This is a genomic window from Bacillus cereus group sp. BfR-BA-01311, from assembly GCF_022664295.1.
GTDB classification, from domain to species: domain Bacteria; phylum Bacillota; class Bacilli; order Bacillales; family Bacillaceae_G; genus Bacillus_A; species Bacillus_A cereus.
On the sequence record NZ_JAKUHC010000003.1, the window covers coordinates 200,731 to 222,373 of the forward strand.

A 21,643-nucleotide genomic window follows, 5' to 3' on the forward strand; every position below is an offset into this window, starting at 1 on the left:
CAGTACAAATTATATTTACGAACTAAACTGAGCTTCGTATAACCTACTGTATCCTCCGCCTTGCTCAATTAATTCATTATGTGAACCTTGTTCTGCAATACCATCTTTATTTACAACGACGATGCGATCTGCATTTTTAATCGTTGCTAGTCTGTGAGCGATAACTAATGTTGTACGACCAACAGATAGCTCCGCAAGCGATTTTTGAATCGCAAGTTCCGTCTCTGTATCTAACGCAGAAGTTGCTTCATCCAATATTAAAATTGGCGGGTTTTTCAAGAACATACGAGCAATCGCTAGACGCTGCTTTTGCCCACCTGAAAGTTTCACGCCGCGCTCACCGATAACAGTATCTAAACCGTCCGGCTGTGAGTAAATTAAATCTTCTAACTGCGCACGTTTTACTGCCTGCCAAATTTCAGCTTCTGATGCTTTTAAATTTCCGTAAGCGATATTTTCACGAATTGTTCCTGAGAATAAGAACACATCTTGCTGCACAATTCCAATTTGCTTACGAAGTGAAGATAATGTCATATCTTTCGTATCAATTCCATCAATTTGAATCGATCCAGATGATTGCTCGTAAAAACGTGGTAATAGGCTACATAACGTCGTTTTCCCAGCTCCTGATGGTCCAACGAACGCAACTGTTTCACCTGCATGTATTTTCAAACTAATGTCATTTAAAATCGGTTCTTTGTTTTCATATCCAAACGTAATGTTGTTATATTGAATATCACCGTGTACATGCTTCACTTCCATTGCATCTTTAGAGTCTACAATGTCAGGCTCTGTTTCAAGAAGCTCTACATATCTTTTAAAACCGGCGATTCCTTTTGGATAGCTTTCGATTACCGCGTTAATTTTTTCAATTGGGCGGAAGAAAATATTCGTTAATAGAACGAATCCGATAAATCCACCGTACGTTAATTCTCCTTGCAGAACAAACCATGTACCGCATATTAAGACGAAGAGCGTTACGAGACGCATGAGCATATAACTAATCGACGAATTTAACGCCATAATTTTATACGCCATTAATTTCGTTGTACGGAAACGAGCGTTGTTCACAGCAAATTGCTCTTTCTCAAACTTTTCATTTCCGAATGCTTGTACAACGCGAATACCACCAACGTTGTTCTCAATACATGCATTGAAATCAGCAACATCTGAGAATAAACGTCTAAATGTACCTGTCATTTTTTTATTGAAGTACAGCGCTAACCATAATAGGAATGGAATGACGAAGAACGTTAATAACGCTAACTTCCAGTTGATCATCATCATAAATGAGAATGCCCCAACTAAAGTCATTACGGCGATAAATAAATCTTCTGGTCCATGGTGAGCAATTTCCCCAATTTCCATTAAATCGTTTGTAAGGCGTGAAATTAAATGACCTGTTTTATTATTATCAAAAAATCTGAATGATAGCTTTTGAATATGATCAAATAATTTCTGCCTCATATCTGTTTCAATGTTAACACCAAGCATATGTCCCCAATATGTAACGACATATTGTAAGCCTGCATTTAACATATAAACTGCGAGTAAACCGAAACAAGCCCATAAAATAAGCGTCCAGTTTTGCCCTGGCAATAACTTATCAATAAATTGATTTACGATAAGCGGGAAGCCGAGTTCTAATAATCCTGCGACAACCGCACAAGAAAAGTCGAGTATAAATAAACCTTTATACGGTTTATAGTACGAGAAAAATTTACGCAGCATATCTTACCTCCATTTTCCAAAATTAAAAAGACTCCCTAAATGATAACCATTATCAAATAATTATTCAAGTTATCCGTCTATGAAACTGAAAATAAGCTTTGCGATAGTTGTCGTTTTTTGCTGGAAAGTCGATATATTCGAATAATCGCCGATATATTTCGAGTTGCGCTGATATATTTGCAAAACCGCCGATATAAATTTCATTTACTAACTACTCTCCCATCCCCCAAAAACAAAAAAGGTACCACCACAAGGTGATACCATTCCTTCTATTACATCGCTTCTGAATCCCACTCATGCTCCTGTTCAACGAATACAATACCTAATTCGTGATGTCCACCAGCATATAATGCAGTTTGTGCAAGACGAAGCTCACCATTTGTATCTAATACTTCTAATTTACAAAATGCTCCTGTCGTCTTCGTTTGAAGCGCATCATAAAATTCCTCGGCGCTTTTTGGAATGACTCCATTTACTTTCGTAATAATTTCTCCAGGCAGTAATTTCAGCTCTGCTCCAATTGTATTTGGAATTGTATCTAGTACAACGAGCCCATCATTGCGTGCAGCAAAATACGCTGGTCTTGTTTCATCGGCAATTTTTTCTTGCATCGAAATTGTGAAACGCCCAAGCATAGCGACTCCCATCGCGATAATTGCAAGTACGTGCCACCAGTAACTTGCGATTCCTAAAACGAGCACAAGTCCTGCTAACCCATAAACCCGTCTTCCTGTAAATAATAAAGCTTCCGTCGGCTCATAACTTTTAATATTTCTCATAAATCCAATTAAAAATGGAATGAGGAATAGAGAATATGTATTTGAACCTATTGAAACGACAGGCCACCATGAAATAAACTGCGTTACCGCATCACCCGGTACAAGAATAAAAATAGGAACGATCCATAAACGCTTTGATTCGTGTAAACCAATCTTTAATCCACGCTTTCCCTGCCTAATCCTCGGCGTCGAATATCCTACTGCGTTTTTAGAAATCAATAAGCCTTCTACAATAAGCATAACGCCTAGTAAAATAACAAGGGATACAATGGTACTCTCTTCACCTTCTCGAAGCTGTAAAAAGGAAACTGGTAGCTTAGAAGATAATAGAACACATACAATCGCAATGCTAAATGTATAAGCCGCCGATAAATATCGATACATAGCCGTTAATCCAAATAGTAACGTCCAAATTAAAATGGCCCATAAGCTTGCTTTAGAAACAACAAGTCCAAGCCCAATCGTAATAATAGATACTACTAATCCGTATCCAATCCCTGCAAATAGAGAGGTTCGCAGTTCAAACCAAATATCATAAACTTTAAAAGAAAAATCTTTTCGTTCTCTTAACATACGTAAGTATCCAACGAAGATACTACTTATTACAAATATATAGACAGCAGGGTGTAAGAAAAAACGTCCAACTGCCCGCATTATTTCAAAAATCCACGCCTCCACGAACTCATTCACCACCATTTATATCATTCTTTCTTTTTATATTATCATAACTAAACAAACGTTTGTTTAACACAAAAAAATACAGGCAGCAAACTGCCTGTATTTCTTCTTATTTTGCCATTAATTTTAATGCTGACTGTAATTGTAGATCATTTTCTCCAGAACGGATTTTTTCGATAATTTTAGTTTGAATCGCTTCAGCTGTCTTTTTATCAAGCTGTCCTGTCGCTTCCATTTCATTTGCATTTTGGAATGCTTTCAGAGCCGATTCTGTCTCTTTACTAAAGTATCCATCTTCACGACCTGGTACATAACCTAAGCTCTTAAGCATTTCCTGAGCATGTTTTACTTGTACATCATTTGAATTGTATGAAAGTGTTTTTTCAATTTGAATTGGTGTCGCATGATAATAATTTGGTTGCTTCACTTCTACTGTTGGCGCGATTCCTTTTTTATGAATCCAGTTCCCATCCGGTGTTAACCATTTAAACATCGTTAATTTAATGTTGCTGCCGTCTTTAAATGGAACAGCTTGCTGGACAGTACCTTTACCAAATGTCTTTTCACCAATTAAATCGTATCCTTCTCCTTCTTTTAGCGCACCCGCTAAAATCTCTGAAGCAGAAGCACTTCCATTATCAATTAATACTGAAATTGGATATGGTTTTCTCTCTTTCAATTCCGTAGAGAATTTCTTCTTCTCACCATTTCGCTGCTCTACTTGTAGCATCGGCTTTTTATTCGTCATAATTTCCCCTAGTATATCTTCTACACTATTTAAGTAGCCACCAGGATTACCACGCACGTCAATAACTAAGCCTTTTATATTTTTCTTCTCTAACTCTTTTAACTGATCCTTAAATTCTTTCGCTGTATTTTCAGCAAAAGAAGTGATTTGCATATAACCGATATCTTTTCCGCTCTCTTGCTTCACAGAACTAAATACTGTAAAGATCGGAATCTTTTCACGCTTAATTTTAAATACAATCGGATCAGTTACTCCCGCACGTTTAATTTCAATTGCGACAGTCGTTCCCTTTTTACCACGAATTTTTAATACTGCTTCTTCACGTGATAAGTCTTTCACACTGTTTCCATCTACAGATAAAATTTGGTCATTCGGTTTAATTCCTATCTTTTCTGCTGGTGAACCTTTAATTGGCGATACGATAATAAGCTTACCGTCCGTCTTGTTCACCTCAGCCCCAATCCCCTCTAATTCGGGATCAAGCGATTCACTAAACTGTTTGGCTGTTTCTTTATCCATATACGTGGAATAAGGGTCCTTCAGCGTAGACAACATACCTTGTATTGCACCTTCAACTAACTTTTCATCTTTCACGTCTTCCACATAACGTGAATCAATTAGTGCATACGCCTCATTAATTTTTGCCAAATTCCCTTGCGCAGTGCTAGCATTCCCACTCGAAATTGTTTGCGTTACTTCTGATGGGTTAACCCCAAATACAGACATGCCTGCAAACATTCCGCCAGCACCAATTAAAAATGCAACAACCATTCCAATAATTGCAACTCTACGTTTCAATGCGGAATTCCCCTTTCCAAAACACACAGGTGGTGTAGCAAAAGGCATCACACAGTGTGTGATGCCTTTACCTATTTCTACTATATGATAAGCTTGTACGAATTATGTTTGCAACTTTTTATACTTTTAAGAAGCGACGAATTGACATTACACTTCCCCACATACCGATTAAAGCACCGATTAACACTAGTAAACCAGCTAATTGGAATACGAATGGACTGTATGGTAGAAGCTCGAAAATTGTTCCGCCAAGTTTTTCATTAAACACACCTTGCAACGAATTATACGTAATTAGAATTAGGCCAATTGGAATAATTGATCCTAATACTCCTAAGAATAATCCCTCTAGCAAGAATGGCCAACGAATAAACCAGTTTGTTGCACCAACAAGTTTCATAATTTCAATTTCTGTACTACGAGCATAAATTGTAATTTTAATTGTATTAGAGATTAAGAACATCGCTGTGAATAAAAGACCAGCAATTAACGCAATCCCAATGTTACGACCAGTTTTTACAGTATCAAATAATCGTTCAACTTGCCCTTTTCCGTACTGAACATTACTAACAAACTGCATTTTTTCAACCTTCTTCGCGATTGTCGCTGTATCGGTTGGTTCTTTCGCTTTTACAACGAATACGTTTTTAAGTGGGTTATCTTGTTCAAATAACTCAAACGTTTTTCCACTATCACCTAAGCTTTTAATTAAACGTTTTAACTCTTCTTCTTTAGAAGAATATTTAATAGAATCTACTTTTGCAATCTTACTCATATCTTCTTCTAATTTCTTTTGATCCGCTTCTTTTGCAGCTGGATCAATGTGTACACGAATCTCTACATCTTGCTCTACTTTCGTCGCAAAATGGTTCATATTCATAATCGCTGTTAAAAAGACACCTACAAGTAATAATGTAACTGTTACTGCACTAACAGAAGCAAATGTCATCCATCCGTTACGTGATAGATTCTTTACACCTTCTCGCAAATGTCGACTAAGGGTCTTAGCCTTCATATCCGTATCCTCCCTCAATCTCATCTCGAACAATTTTTCCGCCTTCAATCGCGATTACACGATGACGGATTGTATTTACGATATCTGCATTATGCGTCGCCATAACAATCGTTGTGCCGCGCTCATTAATGCGAGTAAAAATATTCATAATATCAAGAGCTGTTTCAATATCTAAGTTACCTGTTGGCTCATCGGCAATTACAACCTTTGGTCTATTTACAATTGCTCTTGCAATAGCCACACGTTGTTGCTCCCCGCCCGAAAGCTCACTTGGAAGTGCGTCTGCACGATCTTCAAGGCCTACAAGACCTAGAACTTCTGTTACACGCTCACGAATTGCATCCGGTTCTTCTTCAATTACTTCTAAAGCAAACGAAACATTCTCATATACCGTTAATTTAGGTAGCAATTTGAAATCTTGGAAAATCACGCCTAATTGACGACGGAAATACGGAACATCTCTTTCTGCCAATGTTTCGATAGTAAGTCCATTTACATTAATAGATCCTGTAGATGGTTTCTCTTCACGATACATCATTTTAATAAATGTAGATTTTCCGGCTCCACTCGGTCCAACTACGTATACGAATTCACCTTGTTTAATGTTAACTGTAAGACCAGCAATGGCTTTCATACCATTCGGGTACTCCTTATAAACATTCGTCATTTTTATCATTATTTATCACCCAATACTTAATGATTTTTTTCGAAATACTTTTCTGTACATCTGAAAACAAAAGACATCCTTCATTTTCATTTAGTCATCCTTGTTGAAGATAGTTTACTTATGCTTTCTCATAAGCAATACCACTCTATGTAATATATTTCAGCAAAATTCTACAAACCCCATTGTAACATCAAACGGTTTCCAATTTGGATACATTTTTGTTACAGTTATGTTACATACCAGAAAAAAGGAAAACGAGTTGACTATATTATCAACTCGTCCATTTCACCTTTTTTATTTATGTTCAGCTAACCATTCAGACACTTTTTTCGCATCTTCACCTTGAATAAGTCCTGGTGACATTGAACCGCGGCCTTTTTTAATAATCTCTTCGATATCTGCAGCGTCGTACTTACCGCCTACTTTTCTTAAATCAGGTCCAGTTGCCCCTGATAAATCTGTTGCGTGACATCCCGCACAACTTCTTTGGAAAATTTGTTCTGCGCTGTCTGTGCTTGCAGACTGTTTCGAAGACTTACTCTCTTCTTTATTTCCGCATGCTCCTAAAGCAAAAACAACCGATGTCCCTAGCGCAATAGCCAACAATTTCTTTTTCACTTCTATCGCTCCCCATTGTTGATATTCTTTTTATTCCTAACACACTCATTTTCATTATAAGCATTATCTTTATATAGAAAAACTAAGGTGTATTTCATATTCCTCAAAAATACAGTGAGAACCTCGATAAAATAAAGCTTTCATAAGTTGTTTCAATTCTGTGAACAACTAAAAAAACTTCTATAAAGCATCCTTTTTAAAAGGAAAATTAGAAAAGTTCTATATAAATCTTTACCATATTACCGCTCTATTTTACTATTCTCTACTTTTTACAAAACAATATACAGCATTGTAATCTACATATAATCCCATCAAAAAGAGAAGTTGTCGTTTCCAACTTCTCTTCCTCTTTACTTCATCTATAAAAATAAAATCAAATTCTTTATATCCTCTATTGTCCTCAGCATGCGCCAACAATTTCGTTGGCTTTTTTTCGCTTATTAGATGCGAGAACGTAAGTAAGCATCAATAAATGGATCAATCTCTCCATCCATAACAGCTTGTACGTTACCAACCTCCGTATTTGTACGATGGTCTTTTACAAGAGAATACGGGTGGAATACGTAAGAACGGATTTGGCTACCCCATCCGATTTCTTTTTGCTCTCCGCGAATTTCATCTAATTCTGCTTGTTGCTCTTCTAGTTTCTTTTGATATAATTTCGCTTTTAACATTTTCATCGCATGCTCACGGTTTTTAATTTGAGAACGCTCCGACTGACATGTTACAACCGTATTTGTCGGTGTATGTGTAATACGAACTGCTGAATCTGTCGTATTTACGTGCTGTCCACCAGCTCCACTTGCTCGGTACGTATCAATTTTTAAATCTTCTGTACGTACTTCGATTTCAACTTCATCATTGAACTCTGGTACAACTTCACAAGATACGAATGATGTATGACGACGCCCTGAAGAATCGAATGGTGAAATACGTACAAGACGATGTACACCTTTCTCTGCTTTTAAGTAACCGTAAGCGTTATGACCTTTAATTAATAAAGTTACACTCTTAATACCAGCTTCATCACCTGGTAAATAGTCAACCGTTTCTACTTTGAATCCGCGTTTTTCAGCCCAGCGTGTGTACATACGTAATAGCATAGAACCCCAGTCTTGTGACTCAGTTCCACCTGCACCTGGATGTAATTCTAAAATCGCATTATTTTTATCATAAGGATCACTTAATAGTAACTGAAGCTCATACTCATTCATTTCTTGAATTAAGCCTTTTACTTCTGATTCTAATTCCTCATGTAAATCTTCATCATACTCTTCTTTTAAAAGCTCATGCGTGATTTCTAAATTTTCGAACGTCTCATCTAACTGACGGAACTTTCCAACCATATCTTTTAACGCATTCGCTTCATTAATTACAGCTTGTGCGCCTTGTTGGTCATCCCAAAATCCTGCGCCCATCATTTTCTCTTCTAATTCTGCAATTTGTTTCTCCTTAGTAGGGAGGTCAAAGAGACCCCCTAAAAGCCGCTAATCGCTTAGCCATTTTCTCTAATTCCTGTCTAATTTCTACTAATTCCATTTCCTTCACCTCTATGTAATTGCTGTTACTTTCGTATGAAAACAAGGGAAACTCTCTCCACTTATTACGGAGAGAGTTTAATCCTTCTTAATTATACATTTTTGATATAAAAGTTTGCAAAACAGCCTAAGCTACCGTCCTATATTACTGAACGATACCACAGCAGTTTTTATATTTTTTACCGCTACCACATTTACATAAATCGTTGCGGCCCACTTGGTCACCTTTTACAACTGGCTTTTTCTTTGCTTCTTCGCCATCGCTAGAAGGATGAACAGCTTCACCTTGAACAACTTCTTGACGTTCTAAGTTTTGTTCAATTTCAGCTTTCATAATGTAACGAGAAATTTCCTCTTCAATAGAAGCAACCATTGACTCGAACATCGCGAATCCTTCCATTTGGTACTCACGAAGTGGATCGATTTGACCGTAAGCACGTAAATGAATACCTTCACGAAGGTGATCCATCGCATCAATATGCTCTGTCCATTTCGTATCTACAACGCGGAATACAACAACCTTCTCAAACTCACGCATTTGCTCTTCTGGCATAAGCTTTTCTTTTTCATTGTATCGCTCAATTAATTTCGCAATAATTGGCTCGCTCATTTCCTCAGGAGCAAGGCGACGTAATTCTTCTTCTTTTACATCTCCGTCTTGAAGAAGGTTTGTATTTAAGTAGTCAACAAGACCTTTAATGTTCCAATCTTCTTCAATTTCCTCTTGTGTATGAAGAGCAACAGCACGTTCTACTGTAGATTTCATCATACCTTCAATAATGCCGCGTAAGTTGTCAGACTCCATTACCTCTTGACGCTGTTTGTAAATAACTTCACGTTGCTGACGAAGTACATCATCATATTGCAGTAACTGCTTACGTGCATCATAGTTATTTCCTTCAACACGTTTTTGTGCAGATTCTACCGCACGAGAAACCATTTTACTTTCAATCGGCTGAGAATCATCCATACCAAGGCGGTCCATCATTGCTTTCATATTATCTGAACCAAATCGGCGCATTAATTCATCTTCCATCGATAAGTAGAACTGCGTAACACCAGGGTCCCCTTGACGACCAGCACGACCACGTAACTGATTATCAATACGACGACTTTCGTGACGCTCTGTACCGATAACTGCTAAACCAACGTTTTTCACATCGTCTCCAAGCTTAATATCTGTACCACGACCTGCCATGTTCGTCGCGATTGTTACAGCACCTTTAATACCAGCCTCTGCAATGATATCTGCTTCACGAGCATGGTTTTTCGCATTTAAGATGTTATGACGTACACCTTTACGCGTTAACATTTTTGAAATAAGCTCTGAAGTTTCAATTGCAACTGTACCTACAAGAACAGGTTGTCCTTTTTTATGACGATTTACAATATCCTCAACAACAGCATTGAACTTACCTTCCATTGATTTAAAGATTAAATCGGCACGATCATCACGAATAATCGGTTTGTTTGTCGGAATTACAATAACGTTCATATTGTAAATGTTACGGAATTCCTCTTCCTCTGTTTTCGCTGTACCAGTCATACCAGATAATTTTTCATACATACGGAAGTAGTTCTGGAATGTAATTGTTGCAAGCGTCATGCTTTCATTTTGAATTTCTACACCTTCTTTTGCTTCGATCGCTTGGTGTAATCCTTCGCTATAACGACGACCTTTCATAAGACGACCAGTGAATTGGTCTACAATTACGATTTCGCCTTCTTGTACAACATAATCTGTATCACGATGCATAACAACGTGTGCACGAAGCCCCTGATTAATATGGTGAAGAAGTGCTACATGTTTTAAATCGAATAAGTTTTCAATATGGAAAGCTTTCTCTGCTTTCGTAATACCATCTTCTGTTAGCATTACATTTTTCGTTTTCACATCAAATGAATAATCTTTTTCATTTTCTAACGTACGAACAAATGCATTTGCAAACATGTATAGCTCTGTTGATTTTTGAGCTTGTCCTGAAATAATAAGCGGCGTACGTGCTTCATCGACTAAAATAGAATCGACTTCATCGATAATAGCAAAGTGAAGTGGACGTTGAACGCACTGCTCTTTATATAAAACCATATTATCACGTAAGTAATCGAATCCAAGCTCATTATTTGTGCTATACGTAATATCAGCAGCATAAGCCTCTTGTTTCTCTTCGCGTGACATACTATTTAAGTTAATTCCTACCGTTAAGCCAAGGAACTCATGAAGTTGTCCCATTTCGCTCGCATCACGTTGTGCTAAATATTCATTGACTGTAACAACGTGAACACCTTTTCCTGTTAAAGCATTTAAATATACAGGTAATGTAGATGTTAACGTTTTACCTTCACCCGTTTTCATCTCAGAAATATTCCCTTCATGTAAGGCAATACCACCCATTAACTGTACGCCATATGGACGCATTCCAAGAACACGAGTTGCCGCTTCGCGAACAACTGCAAAAGCTTCAGGTAGTAAATCATCTACTGTTTCACCTTTTGTTAGACGTTCTTTAAATTCAAGCGTCTTTCCTTTTAATTGTTCATCAGTTAGTGGCTTAATAGATGACTCTAATGCATCAATTTGCTCAACTGTCTTTTGCATACGTTTAATTTGGCGTTGATTTACATCAAACACCTTTTTTAAAATACCGATCATAGGAAATACGCTCCTCTTTTTATTAAAATAAAACTTCCGATTGTTTTTCTTTTTCTCTATTACAATCAGTCGTTATAAAAATCAAATGTATGTTATGCCAATTTTTCTCCTAATTAAAAAAACTAAAATGTATATACCTAATGATAATTGTAACACTTGTCTTATAACTATGACAACAATCGGCAAGATGTCGGGCCTCATATTCAGAAAAAGTTTTTATTTCATTTGTTACGTTCCTTTTCTCTGTCTCGCTATTTCAATTTCACATTACAAATTTCGTATTAAATCTAAGTCATATTCTTTCAAGTTTCCTTTTAAAGAATATGACTACCAAAAATTCCTTAATAAAATCTAAATCAACAATTACAAAAAGCCGGAAACTTCGCAGGTGTAGCATCCATAGATACTTACACCTACAAAAAAACTCCGACTTTAAAAGATATTGTTATGTTGCAAGATCTACAAACAACATTAAAATATAGCTGTATCAATCATAAATTTTATTAATTTATCGGTATTTCTAATTCATGATATTTCCCTTCCTTATCTTTTATACACGAAATGAATTTCACTTTAGTTGATTCATTTGAAAAGTTTTTATAATTTTTATAAGGGTCATCTCCTATAAAATAATTTGTCCCTATATACCCTCGTACTGTTTTACCAGCAGGTATTACAGGATCAAACTGATATTTTTTAGGTAATTCCATTGAATAAGGGATTAAATTATAAAACTCACCTATTTTAGAATAAAACATTGTATCGGAAATAGACTTATTACTAAGCAAGTTAATATCTCGATTTGTTGTATTTGTAATATCTAAAGGTAAAACATACGTCACTACTTCACGGTCTTCATAGGGGTCATAAACTTTTGTAGGATCAAGAGGATTAAGTGCATGAAACGTAACTCCTTGCCCATCTTCAAAAGTTCTATTAGATAAAAACTCATCTTTTACCACTTTATAAGATTCATTATTAAGATTTAATGTTTTAAATCTTAATAAACTAGCAAATATACATAGCAACAGACACAATCCAATACTTATTAAGATATGTTTTCTCGTCACTCTTAATCTACCAACTTTCCATTATTAACATGTACAATACGATCTACCATTTCATTATCTAGAACATGCAAATCATGACTGGCTACAACAATAGTCGTTCCCTTGGCTTTTTCTACTTTCAAAATATCTAAAACATCTTTTATCCCATCACTATCTAAAGCATTAGTTGGCTCGTCTAATAACAGTAATTTGGGTTGTTCCATTAAAGCTTGCGCCATCCCTAAACGTTGTTTCATACCTAAAGAGTATCTTTTATACTTTCTCTTATCTGTTTTATCAAGCCCAACCCTTTGAATAATATTATAAATCTCCTCATCGGAGATTTTATTGTTAATCGATGATAAAAATTTCAAGTTCTGAAAACCAGTATACCCTGGAATAAAACTTGGATATTCAATCAATATTCCCATAGAATCAGGAAATTGCTTTTGTTTTCCAATTATTTCATTATCTATATAAACAACTCCAGATTTCAAACGCATTAACCCTGAGATAGCGCGTAAAATCATCGTTTTACCAGAGCCATTATGCCCCTTCAAAACTAAAAATTCGCCTTTTTTTACTGACAAATTAATATTATCTAACACAACATTTCCTTTTAATCTTTTCGTCATACATTCACATTTAATATAATTGTCCATAAATTATTCACCTATCACATCTAGTTTTTTAAAACAAAAACTACCTAATAAAATCATTACAACAACAATTACTACCCCTATTAGGAGTAAATCATTCCATTGAATAGATTGATTATTACCTAAAGTCAATTGAATTGAACTGTGATCAACAAAATACCAACGATTTGGCATAACAAAAGAGCCTAAAAAATAAATACTATGAAAGAAAATAGACAAAAATAGGTACAACAACATTAGTACAAAAACAATAGTTATCGGTATATAAAAAGTTAAAAACTCAAAAATCAAAGCTAATAAAAAACTTATAATTATTTGAATTAGCATAGTACCTAATATTTTATAAGAAAATTGACTATATAAAGAACTCTCGCCAAAAGTAAGCAAATAGTACACCGTAAACCAAATAAAATACATAACAACCCAAATACAAACTATGTAAAAAAACAAAGATAGCATTTTCGTTAACCACAGAAAATGCTTCTTCTTAACACGAGGAAATAAATAAACACCATTCTGTTGAATATCTGAAAAAGCAAAATTGCCTACAAGCAACAAAGGAGTGATTTGAAAGAATATCCAATAAAAAGGAATAGAAAATCGCCCCTCCTTATAAAAATAAGATAAATCCACAAAGTCTACTCCATGAAAAAATCGATAAAAGGTAACATCTACTAATACAGATTCTTTAGCATTACTAAGAGGCTGATTGTATAAAAAAGCAATTGCAATAATAGCGTAAATTAAGAATAAAAAAGCCATTATCTTGATGGAATCTCGAAACCTTACATGTAAATCTCTTTTTAACAAATAATATAAGATCATAATGTAAACTAGATCACCTCTGTCTCATCATTCATAGAAATATAACTTTTTTTAGATAAAATCCATACACTTATAAAAAAGATAAAAAGACAGACAAATAAGCGTATACATATACCAGTAGCATCTTCAAAGACATTTATATAAAAAGCATTTGTAAATAAAAATCCATGTAATATAAATCTATCTAATAAAACAGCAGTAATCATACATATTATTACAAGTAAACTAGGTAAAAATAATTGCAATAAAGCACTTATCATACATATAAAAACACTCGCAAATAATTGAATGCAAAATAATAATGGATAATTTACATCAACACTAGTTACAGCCATCATATTTGACATCAAAAACAACTGTAAAATCATACTCCCAGCAAAAAAGTAAACAAAAACAAATAGCTTCAAATAATATATGGAAACTAATTTCAATGCATTATTCACTCTGTAAACAACATAAATACTAAAAAAATTCGACATAGAATATACAGAAAAAACGATAGTTAAGGGAATAAATATAGTCGATAAATTATAAAACGACATAACCTTATACAAAACTTCCAATTCGTTCATTTTCTCTTTTATAATTCCGGTTTCAAAATAATTGAACAAACAACCAATGATACTGACATTAAGTAAAAAGAGAATACTTAACCAAACATATTTCATCCTTATAGTTTCTTTCATAACATTATAAAAGAACATGCTTCCTACTCCCCCGTAAATAAAGAACTACAGAACAAAACCAAATACATAACAGTACACTAAGAAAAATTTGTAATTCAAAAAAGCCAAAATCTTTAATTAAATAATCTTTAGGATTGAGAATCCCTTTTCCAATACCAAGCCAAAAAATATGTAAAATAAATGGAACTAAATAAACAAAATAAACTCGTTTTATAAAAAACGAAACTGATAAAGCTAAACTCGAAAAAACTGCACCGTATAAACTATTTAAAAATACATACATTAGAAAATATAAAGTAGGATACTCATAATAAACCGTATTAAATTGAGCTGTTGGTGAAACAGTAGCCGCCATATAATTTAATATCGGATGCGGAGCAACTGTCGGATAAGTCATCGCATATAAATAAAAATGAAATAGTAAAGGGACACTTATAATAAAAAAAGATACTATAAAATTAATACAATAAAGTAATCTAAAATAATGACGCGTTCCCATCTTAGAAATGACAGGATAAATAAATCCATAATTTTTATCAATTCTATAAATCCCAGCTACAGCCATTGCAGAAATCATAGGAAATATAAGTAGATAAAATTCACTATAAAATGGTAATCTATTAAAATGTAAAATGTTAGATAAATATGGAGATACCTTTATAATCCCAGCATCATTAAATCCTTTAGTTGTCACAAACATAGCAATATATTGAGCAATGACAATTACTAACATAATAAATACAGACAATCAAAACATCCTACCTTTTAAAATCCTTCCTAAAAAGTAACTCATCTACAACTCCTCCATAAACCATTAATGAAATTTAAATCTTTTTTAATATGAACAGTTGATCCGCAACACCATAACATTTATTTTCTTTATTTAACCAAATGTAACGAAAAGAAACATTTGCTCTCTCTCCTTCAAATTTAGGAAACTCAACTTCATACTGATAAACATCATTTGTACCTTTTCTTTTTACACTCTTAACTTCTTGTTTCCACTGAATTATTTTTCCATCAATTTGTTCAATCCGTCCCAAAAGATACGTTGGTTTTTTCTTATTCGTCACACCCGTTAAAAAAACATAATAATTTTCTGGTATAACTCCTGACTTTAATTTTTTATTTGAAAGCTTATCCTCTATTAAGCTATCATTTCTTTCTATTTGACCTTGAAAGAAATCATGACCATTTTCACTTTTCAAAAACACTTGTTCAACAATAGTATTTTTCTTAATTTCTTGTAACTGAATACTTTTCAAATTATCTTTTTCCGTTAAAGTATCTTCAATATTTACAATCGGTTCATCTACTTTCTTTTGACAAGAAACTAAGAAACTAATACTCAATATAAAAAAACAAACTAAAATATATCTTGAGATAAACCTCATTACAACTCCTCCTATTTTAAAAATGAAATAGCAGGAAAAGCCGTATAATCAAGACTCTGAACTATACGACTTTTTCTAGTACTACACAATAAATAATTTCAATTTATAATTTCTAAATCAATATTCAGTGTAAGGTCCACTTGGTCTTACACTATCAGGACTCCAAGCAGTAGGATAAGCATTATTTTCTCTAGAATAACCACCAAATCTCACAGGTACATTTTTTCCATATTTTTCATATGCGTAATTTTGGAAAAGATACGTTTTACCTGGTTTCACCGTTCCTTCATGCTTACCCGACTCACCTGAAACATTTACCCAATCTCTATTACCTTTACCTTTATTTTTATCAGCTTCTGTCCAAACGTTAAAAGAACCACCGCCCTTCTCACTACTCTTTACACGCATATACATAGAAGTAGGTGTCTCTTTAGGACGTGCATTAGTAAAATCATATGCATTCCAAAGTCTAAAGGTAAATTCTACATGATCATCCTTTGTATCAGCCTTAGCAGGTTCGGTTAAAGCAAAAGTACTAGCTAAAATACCTAACGATAAAACAGATCCAAACATAAAACGACTTTTTTTCTTAATGCTCACTAAAAGCACCTCCGATAATTTGTAGCATTATATTGATTTTATTTTTTTACTAAAGAAACAAAGTAAATCTATATAATGCAATTTTAAGATAACAAAAGCAAAATACACTATCAATTGATTCCAGAAAACTTAATATTTTATTTACAATTATAAAATATTGCTAAATTAAACAAAATTAGTATACTCCTAACAAGTACATACTTATGGAGATAATCACATTCAAAATCTCAATACAAAAAAAGCGCAGCCATTTCGGCTACGCTTTCGAATTATTATTTAGTTTCGATTAAACCGTACTTCCCATCTTTACGGCCATATACAACATTAGTTTCGTTTGTATCAGCATTTGTGAAGACGAAGAAATTATGTCCTAGCATATCCATTTGTAGGATTGCCTCTTCAACGTCCATCGGTTTTAAATCGAATCGTTTTGTACGTACAAGTTCTAATTCATCTTCTTCTACCTCATCCAAAACAGCTACTGCTTCTGGAAGGATAAAGTTCGTTTTTATAGAACCTTTCTCACGTAACTTACGATTTACTTTTGTTTTATGTTTACGAATTTGTCGCTCAATTTTATCAACTACTAAATCGATAGCAGCGTACATATCGCTATTAGTTTCTTCTGCACGAAGTAATAAATCAGTAAATGGAATTGTTACCTCGACACGTTGCTTGTCAGAGTATACTTTTAAATTAACTTTAATCTCTGGGAATGTATCAAAATAACGCTCTAACTTACTTAGTTTTTTCTCTACATATTCCTTTAATGCTGGAGTTACTTCAATATTTTCACCACGAATGTTGAATTTCATAGATGAATTCCTCCTTTCAAGCCTATGTACTATAATTTCGACATTGGCTTAAAAACTCCTTCTAACTTTTTTAAAAAAATTAGTGGAATTGCGATTTTTTTATCGTTTTTTGTTGAAATGAAAAGATGCATCGTTTCTATCTTTATTTTATCCTATTAACATCGTGAATAACGAATATTTCTGTGGACAATTCGTTACAGAAAAGAAACAACTTTTTGACAACTTACCCTATAACAAAAACCCCTTGCGAAAAACAAGAGGTTCTACTGCATATATATAACGTTGCCACAAACGCAGCTTTCTCTTCCCAAAACAATATACCCTACAGTTTCACAACATTAGCTGCTTGTGGTCCACGTGCTCCATCTACAATGTCAAACTCTACTTGTTGCCCTTCTTCCAATGACTTATACCCATCTTGTTGAATAGCAGAAAAATGGACAAATACATCGTCACCATCTTCACGCTCAATAAACCCAAATCCCTTTTCTGCATTGAACCATTTCACTCTTCCTTGCATGTTCATTCCATTCCCTTCACTCTAAAAATCAGGGCATTCGCCCCATATTTTGACTATAACGAATGACAACATATGAAGTCAAAGAAGACTTATCGCCTTTTTATTATCCCTTTCGACACTGTCATATTAACTTCTACAAAGTGTCAAACTAGATACTTCCCTTGCCCCTCTTTCATATAACAAACTTCCGATTTGCCTAACTGTAATCCCTGTCGTATACACGTCATCAACGAGTAAAATATGTTGCCCAGAAAACATCTCTTCTCCCTGAAAATAAAAAGGATTGCTTCCTGACACCCTTTCTTTACGCGTCTTCTTACTTTGCTTTTCTGTTTCCCTTCTTCTTAATGATGGATAAGAAATTTTGACAGGCAAACAAGTTGCTAATAACTCAGCTTGATTAAAACCACGTTCAATTTCCCTTTCCTTACTAAGCGGAACAGCGATAACAGTTGAAACATTGGCAAAACACTTTTGAAATAAACTTCGAAAAGGACGATAAAAAATGTGCACTAACTCTGCATCCCCCCGAAACTTAAACTGCGCTACTATTTCTTTCATCTCATCATCATACATATATAACGAACGGTTTTTAAAAGAACGATACTTCTCCTCTTTCATCCACCTTATACAATCTATACAAATACCGTCTTCTTGAAATGAGGCAGGAACAAATTCTAAAGGTCGCCCGCACTCCATGCAAATTTCTCCTATAATATAGGAAAGTTTCTGCTCACATCTATCACATATATATTTTCTATGACACTTTACAAAAAAAGTGTACCAACTAACCTTTTCTACAAAACACTCATCACAAAGTAAACAATGCATTAATCGATCAATCCTTGTTCTTTCGCATTTTTATTCATACCTTGAATATGTTTTTTCGCGCGCACCATCGCCTCTGTCTTGCCATAGTGAAAATAAATGACCTCTCCATATGGTGCTTCAAAGCTCCGCCCTGCTCGGCCCGCAATTTGTACGAGCGCACTTTCTGAAAATATTTCTTCTTCCGCCCCTAAAACTGCAACTTGCAAATTTTTCACCGTTACGCCTCGCTCTAAAATTGTCGTTGTAACTAATAATGGGATTTCTCCCTTTCTGAACGCTGCGACTTTCTCTTTTCTCATCGGATCTTCTGCATGTACCCCTTCAACTTTATTATGCAATGATTTCAATAACGAGCTTATTTCTTCTATATATCGTACATGGGGAACGAATAAAAAAACAGGATACTTTTTGTTTAAGTACATCTTTAACCATTGTAGTAAAACTCGAGGAATTCTTTCACGGTTGAGGCTTTTCTTCCAATTTCCGCACCAGCAAAATAGAGGAACTGGCAACGGATGACGGTGATATCGTCCAGAAACAATAACACCTTTTTGTTCACCTTTTCTAAATTTTCGCTTCCACGTTTCATCTGGAGTGGCAGTTAAATAAATACGCGCCGCTTTTTCTTTCATCGCTTGTTTTACCGCGTACTGTAACATTTGATCTGCACAATATGGAAAAGCATCTATCTCATCTACAACTATGACATGAAACGCCCTATAATAACGTAATAATTGATGCGTGGTCGCAACGACTAGTACTGCATCTTTTTCTTTATCTACACTCCCTCCATATAAAGCCACTACCTTTATATATGGAAATACTTCTTGTAATCTCGGTGCTAATTCCAAAACAACATCCGTTCTTGGCGTTGCGATACAAACTCTTTCTCCTTTTTGAAGCGCTTCGTTAATACCGTAAAACAACATCTCTGTTTTCCCAGCCGCGCATACAGCCCAAATAAAAAATGATTCTTTTTGCTTAATAGCCTCTATAACTCCTTGCGCCGCCAAATTCTGGCCAGTAGACAACGTCCCGTTCCACTGTAACAAATTTGAATTCTTTTCTCTCTTTCTTTCAGCAATCCCGCGAACAAGTACAGTACATTCACTTACTCTCCCCATCGTTATACACTTCCGGCAATATGTGCACACTTTACTGCACCTTTTACATAAAAACGACGCAAATAGCCGCCGATCTACATTTCCACAGCGTTGGCACATATATTTAGAATTCTTCTTTTTTACACCTTGTACACATACGATCTCTCCCTTCTTTTTCAAATCGTTTAATTTCCTCTGTAAATCTGAAGAAAGTTCTTCTAATAGCAACTGTTTCCCCGCTACCATCAACAATCACCTCCAGCACTACTATAAACCTTTCTCATCATCTCGTAAAAACTCAAAAAAGCCGATAACCTACTTATAAAATAGTAAGCTATCGACTTTATACACTTGTTTTATTCTTTTATAAATCCTAGAATCGACCGTATCCTAAGAAATGTTTTTTGTTATACGAACTGTTAATATCACCGTACGCAATTCCTTTATCACTAGCATGGATCATTTGGCCATTACCAACATAAATACCAATGTGAGATGGACCTGCTTTATAAGTACCTTGGAAGAATACTAAGTCTCCTGGTTGTGGGCTACCTACTTTAGAAACTGAATTCCAGTAACCTGCAACGTCTTGACGACCTACACCAAAAATGTAAGAAATAAATCCACTACAGTCAAAACCACCGTTTGATGGAGATGCACTTCCCCAAACATATGGTAAACCTAAGTAGCTTTGTGCTTTACCAATTACGCCACCCACATTTGGAGCTGGCTTTTTCTCTTCTTGTTTAGGTGCTTCTTTCTTAGGCTCTTCTTTTTTTGGTTCCTCTTTTTTAGGTTCTTCTTTTTTAGGCTCTTCTTTTTGAGATTGTCCACCATTGTTTGCTGGTGCAGCTTGTTCTGCAGGTGCTGGCTGAGCTTGTGCAGCTTTAGCAGCTTGCTCTGCTTGTTTTTGAACAGCAGCTTCTTGTGCAGCTTTTGCTTGTGCTTCTTCTTCTGCAATGCGTTGTAATTGCAGTGCTTGTTTCTCAAGCTCTTTCAATTGACCTTCCGTACTTGTCATTGAAGTTACAACTGTATCCATTTTACCGCTTAAATCGTTTACCGCTGCTGCTTTTTTCTCTTTTTCAGCGTCAAGTTCTTTCTTAGCAGTTTCAATTTGAGCTTGTGCTTCTTTTAATTCTTTTTGTTTCTCTTTTACCGTTGCAACATCTTTTTTCACACTAGCTTGATCTTCTTGTTGTGTTTTCATGATATCTTCATCAGACTCAAGAATTTTAGAAACAGAAGTTAAACGATCAACTAAATCTGCAACGTTTTTAGAGTTTACAAGAACTTCTGTTACAACGTTCGTATTTGGTTGTTCTTGAAGTGCAACTAAACGCTTTCTTAATAGCTCTTCACGTTTTGCAATCTTTGTTTGTAATTCTGCAATATCTTTATTTTTCTTTTCAATTAATTGCTCAGTATCAGAAACTTTTTTCGTTGTTTCATCAAGCTTTGCAGCATTCTCTTGAACAGATTTATCTAAACCTTGAATTGTTTTGTTTAAGTCATTCATTTGTTTTTGTAATTCATCACGTTCTTGTTGTTGTTTATGTAAAGTGTCATTTTGTGTATTAATTTGTGATTTCACGTCAGAAATTTTATCTTCTGCAAATACATTTGGTGTTAGCCCAGAAAACATTAACCCTGCAACTAATGCGCAAGATGTCATTTTTAGCTTTTTCATTTTATTTTTTACACCGCTTTCTTTTTTCTTTTTCCGTATATAACCTATAAAATTTATACCATAATTCGGGATTTTTTTTGCTAATGTTACGTTTTTGTAAAACAAATGTAATATTATATGTAGCTCTAGCGCAAAATGCGTATATTTTTGTATGTATGTGTAGAAATTTACATACTTTTCTCACTTCTATAAACAAAGAAAAAACGTAAGGAATCCCTTACGTTTTATTAAATATACGAATACAAATGA

At 34.7% G+C, this 21,643-nt stretch carries 20 protein-coding genes and 1 pseudogene; 1 reads left to right on the plus strand and 20 read right to left on the minus strand.

From position 1 onward, the window contains the following. Window positions 1-15: 15 nt before the first annotated feature. The 8 genes from MR136_RS08990 to secA form a co-directional block, all read right to left on the minus strand. On the minus strand, window positions 16-1,731 hold the full coding sequence (locus tag MR136_RS08990; RefSeq protein WP_000944620.1) for an ABC transporter ATP-binding protein: 1,716 nt from the start codon (window positions 1,729-1,731) through the stop codon (window positions 16-18). A 272-nt stretch (window positions 1,732-2,003) separates the two neighbouring features. Further along, entirely contained in the window at window positions 2,004-3,206 is a 1,203-nt protein-coding gene (locus MR136_RS08995) for a PDZ domain-containing protein (RefSeq protein ID WP_017674302.1), read from the minus strand. Window positions 3,207-3,297: 91 nt separating this feature from the next. Then, window positions 3,298-4,734: a S41 family peptidase gene (locus MR136_RS09000; protein WP_000830313.1), complete on the minus strand. Its 1,437-nt coding sequence runs from the start codon at window positions 4,732-4,734 to the stop codon at window positions 3,298-3,300. Window positions 4,735-4,852: 118 nt separating this feature from the next. Further along, on the minus strand, window positions 4,853-5,746 hold the full coding sequence (gene ftsX / locus MR136_RS09005; protein ID WP_000645027.1) for a permease-like cell division protein FtsX: 894 nt from the start codon (window positions 5,744-5,746) through the stop codon (window positions 4,853-4,855). Next, a complete protein-coding gene (gene ftsE / locus MR136_RS09010; protein WP_000594321.1) occupies window positions 5,736-6,422 on the minus strand; it encodes a cell division ATP-binding protein FtsE in 687 nt (228 codons plus the stop codon). The genes ftsX and ftsE overlap by 11 nt, the downstream gene beginning before the upstream one ends. 285 nt (window positions 6,423-6,707) lie before the next feature. Continuing rightward, window positions 6,708-7,031 carry a cytochrome c551 gene (gene cccB, locus MR136_RS09015; protein ID WP_000727971.1) on the minus strand — a complete coding sequence of 108 codons (324 nt, stop codon included), beginning with the start codon at window positions 7,029-7,031 and terminating at the stop codon, window positions 6,708-6,710. A 440-nt stretch (window positions 7,032-7,471) separates the two neighbouring features. Next, a protein-coding gene (gene prfB / locus MR136_RS09020; RefSeq protein WP_096001716.1) for a peptide chain release factor 2 occupies window positions 7,472-8,570 on the minus strand; the annotation gives its coding sequence in 2 pieces (ribosomal slippage) (window positions 7,472-8,497 and window positions 8,499-8,570; 1,098 coding nt in all). Between the two features lie 144 nt (window positions 8,571-8,714). Further along, entirely contained in the window at window positions 8,715-11,222 is a 2,508-nt protein-coding gene (secA, locus tag MR136_RS09025; RefSeq protein WP_000579385.1) for a preprotein translocase subunit SecA, read from the minus strand. A 357-nt stretch (window positions 11,223-11,579) separates the two neighbouring features. Between secA and MR136_RS28540 the strand changes: the two are divergent. Beyond that, window positions 11,580-11,729: pseudogene (locus MR136_RS28540) on the plus strand (tyrosine-type recombinase/integrase); the annotation flags it as partial. Here the strand turns inward: MR136_RS28540 and MR136_RS09030 are convergent. From MR136_RS09030 to MR136_RS09085, 12 genes are all read right to left on the minus strand, one after another. After that, the gene (locus MR136_RS09030; RefSeq protein WP_033671094.1) at window positions 11,726-12,253 is read right to left on the minus strand and encodes a hypothetical protein; all 528 of its coding nucleotides are present in this window, start codon (window positions 12,251-12,253) and stop codon (window positions 11,726-11,728) included. The pseudogene MR136_RS28540 and the gene MR136_RS09030 overlap by 4 nt on opposite strands. Window positions 12,254-12,294: 41 nt before the next feature. Beyond that, window positions 12,295-12,933 carry an ATP-binding cassette domain-containing protein gene (locus tag MR136_RS09035; protein WP_078420893.1) on the minus strand — a complete coding sequence of 213 codons (639 nt, stop codon included), beginning with the start codon at window positions 12,931-12,933 and terminating at the stop codon, window positions 12,295-12,297. Window positions 12,934-12,936: 3 nt separating this feature from the next. Then, window positions 12,937-13,692, minus strand: coding sequence for a hypothetical protein (locus MR136_RS09040; RefSeq protein ID WP_078420904.1), 756 nt, complete (start codon window positions 13,690-13,692; stop codon window positions 12,937-12,939). A 71-nt stretch (window positions 13,693-13,763) separates the two neighbouring features. Further along, on the minus strand, window positions 13,764-14,459 hold the full coding sequence (locus tag MR136_RS09045; protein WP_000466505.1) for a hypothetical protein: 696 nt from the start codon (window positions 14,457-14,459) through the stop codon (window positions 13,764-13,766). Continuing rightward, entirely contained in the window at window positions 14,446-15,174 is a 729-nt protein-coding gene (locus MR136_RS09050; protein WP_242259371.1) for a hypothetical protein, read from the minus strand. The genes MR136_RS09045 and MR136_RS09050 overlap by 14 nt, the downstream gene beginning before the upstream one ends. Before the next feature lie 91 nt (window positions 15,175-15,265). Next, the gene (locus MR136_RS09055) at window positions 15,266-15,835 is read right to left on the minus strand and encodes a hypothetical protein (RefSeq protein WP_001211060.1); all 570 of its coding nucleotides are present in this window, start codon (window positions 15,833-15,835) and stop codon (window positions 15,266-15,268) included. A gap of 117 nt (window positions 15,836-15,952) precedes the next feature. After that, window positions 15,953-16,435 carry a hypothetical protein gene (locus MR136_RS09060; RefSeq protein ID WP_242259334.1) on the minus strand — a complete coding sequence of 161 codons (483 nt, stop codon included), beginning with the start codon at window positions 16,433-16,435 and terminating at the stop codon, window positions 15,953-15,955. A gap of 272 nt (window positions 16,436-16,707) precedes the next feature. Continuing rightward, window positions 16,708-17,250, minus strand: a complete 543-nt coding sequence (gene hpf / locus MR136_RS09065) for a ribosome hibernation-promoting factor, HPF/YfiA family (protein WP_000671185.1) — start codon at window positions 17,248-17,250, stop codon at window positions 16,708-16,710. 322 nt (window positions 17,251-17,572) lie between these two features. Next, window positions 17,573-17,770: a cold shock protein CspC gene (gene cspC, locus MR136_RS09070; protein ID WP_001990088.1), complete on the minus strand. Its 198-nt coding sequence runs from the start codon at window positions 17,768-17,770 to the stop codon at window positions 17,573-17,575. A gap of 126 nt (window positions 17,771-17,896) precedes the next feature. After that, a complete protein-coding gene (locus MR136_RS09075) occupies window positions 17,897-18,601 on the minus strand; it encodes a ComF family protein (protein ID WP_013142274.1) in 705 nt (234 codons plus the stop codon). Next, window positions 18,601-19,950, minus strand: a complete 1,350-nt coding sequence (comFA, locus tag MR136_RS09080) for an ATP-dependent helicase ComFA (protein ID WP_242259335.1) — start codon at window positions 19,948-19,950, stop codon at window positions 18,601-18,603. The genes MR136_RS09075 and comFA overlap by 1 nt, the downstream gene beginning before the upstream one ends. Before the next feature lie 127 nt (window positions 19,951-20,077). Then, entirely contained in the window at window positions 20,078-21,499 is a 1,422-nt protein-coding gene (locus MR136_RS09085; protein ID WP_242259336.1) for a C40 family peptidase, read from the minus strand. Window positions 21,500-21,643 lie beyond the last annotated feature (144 nt).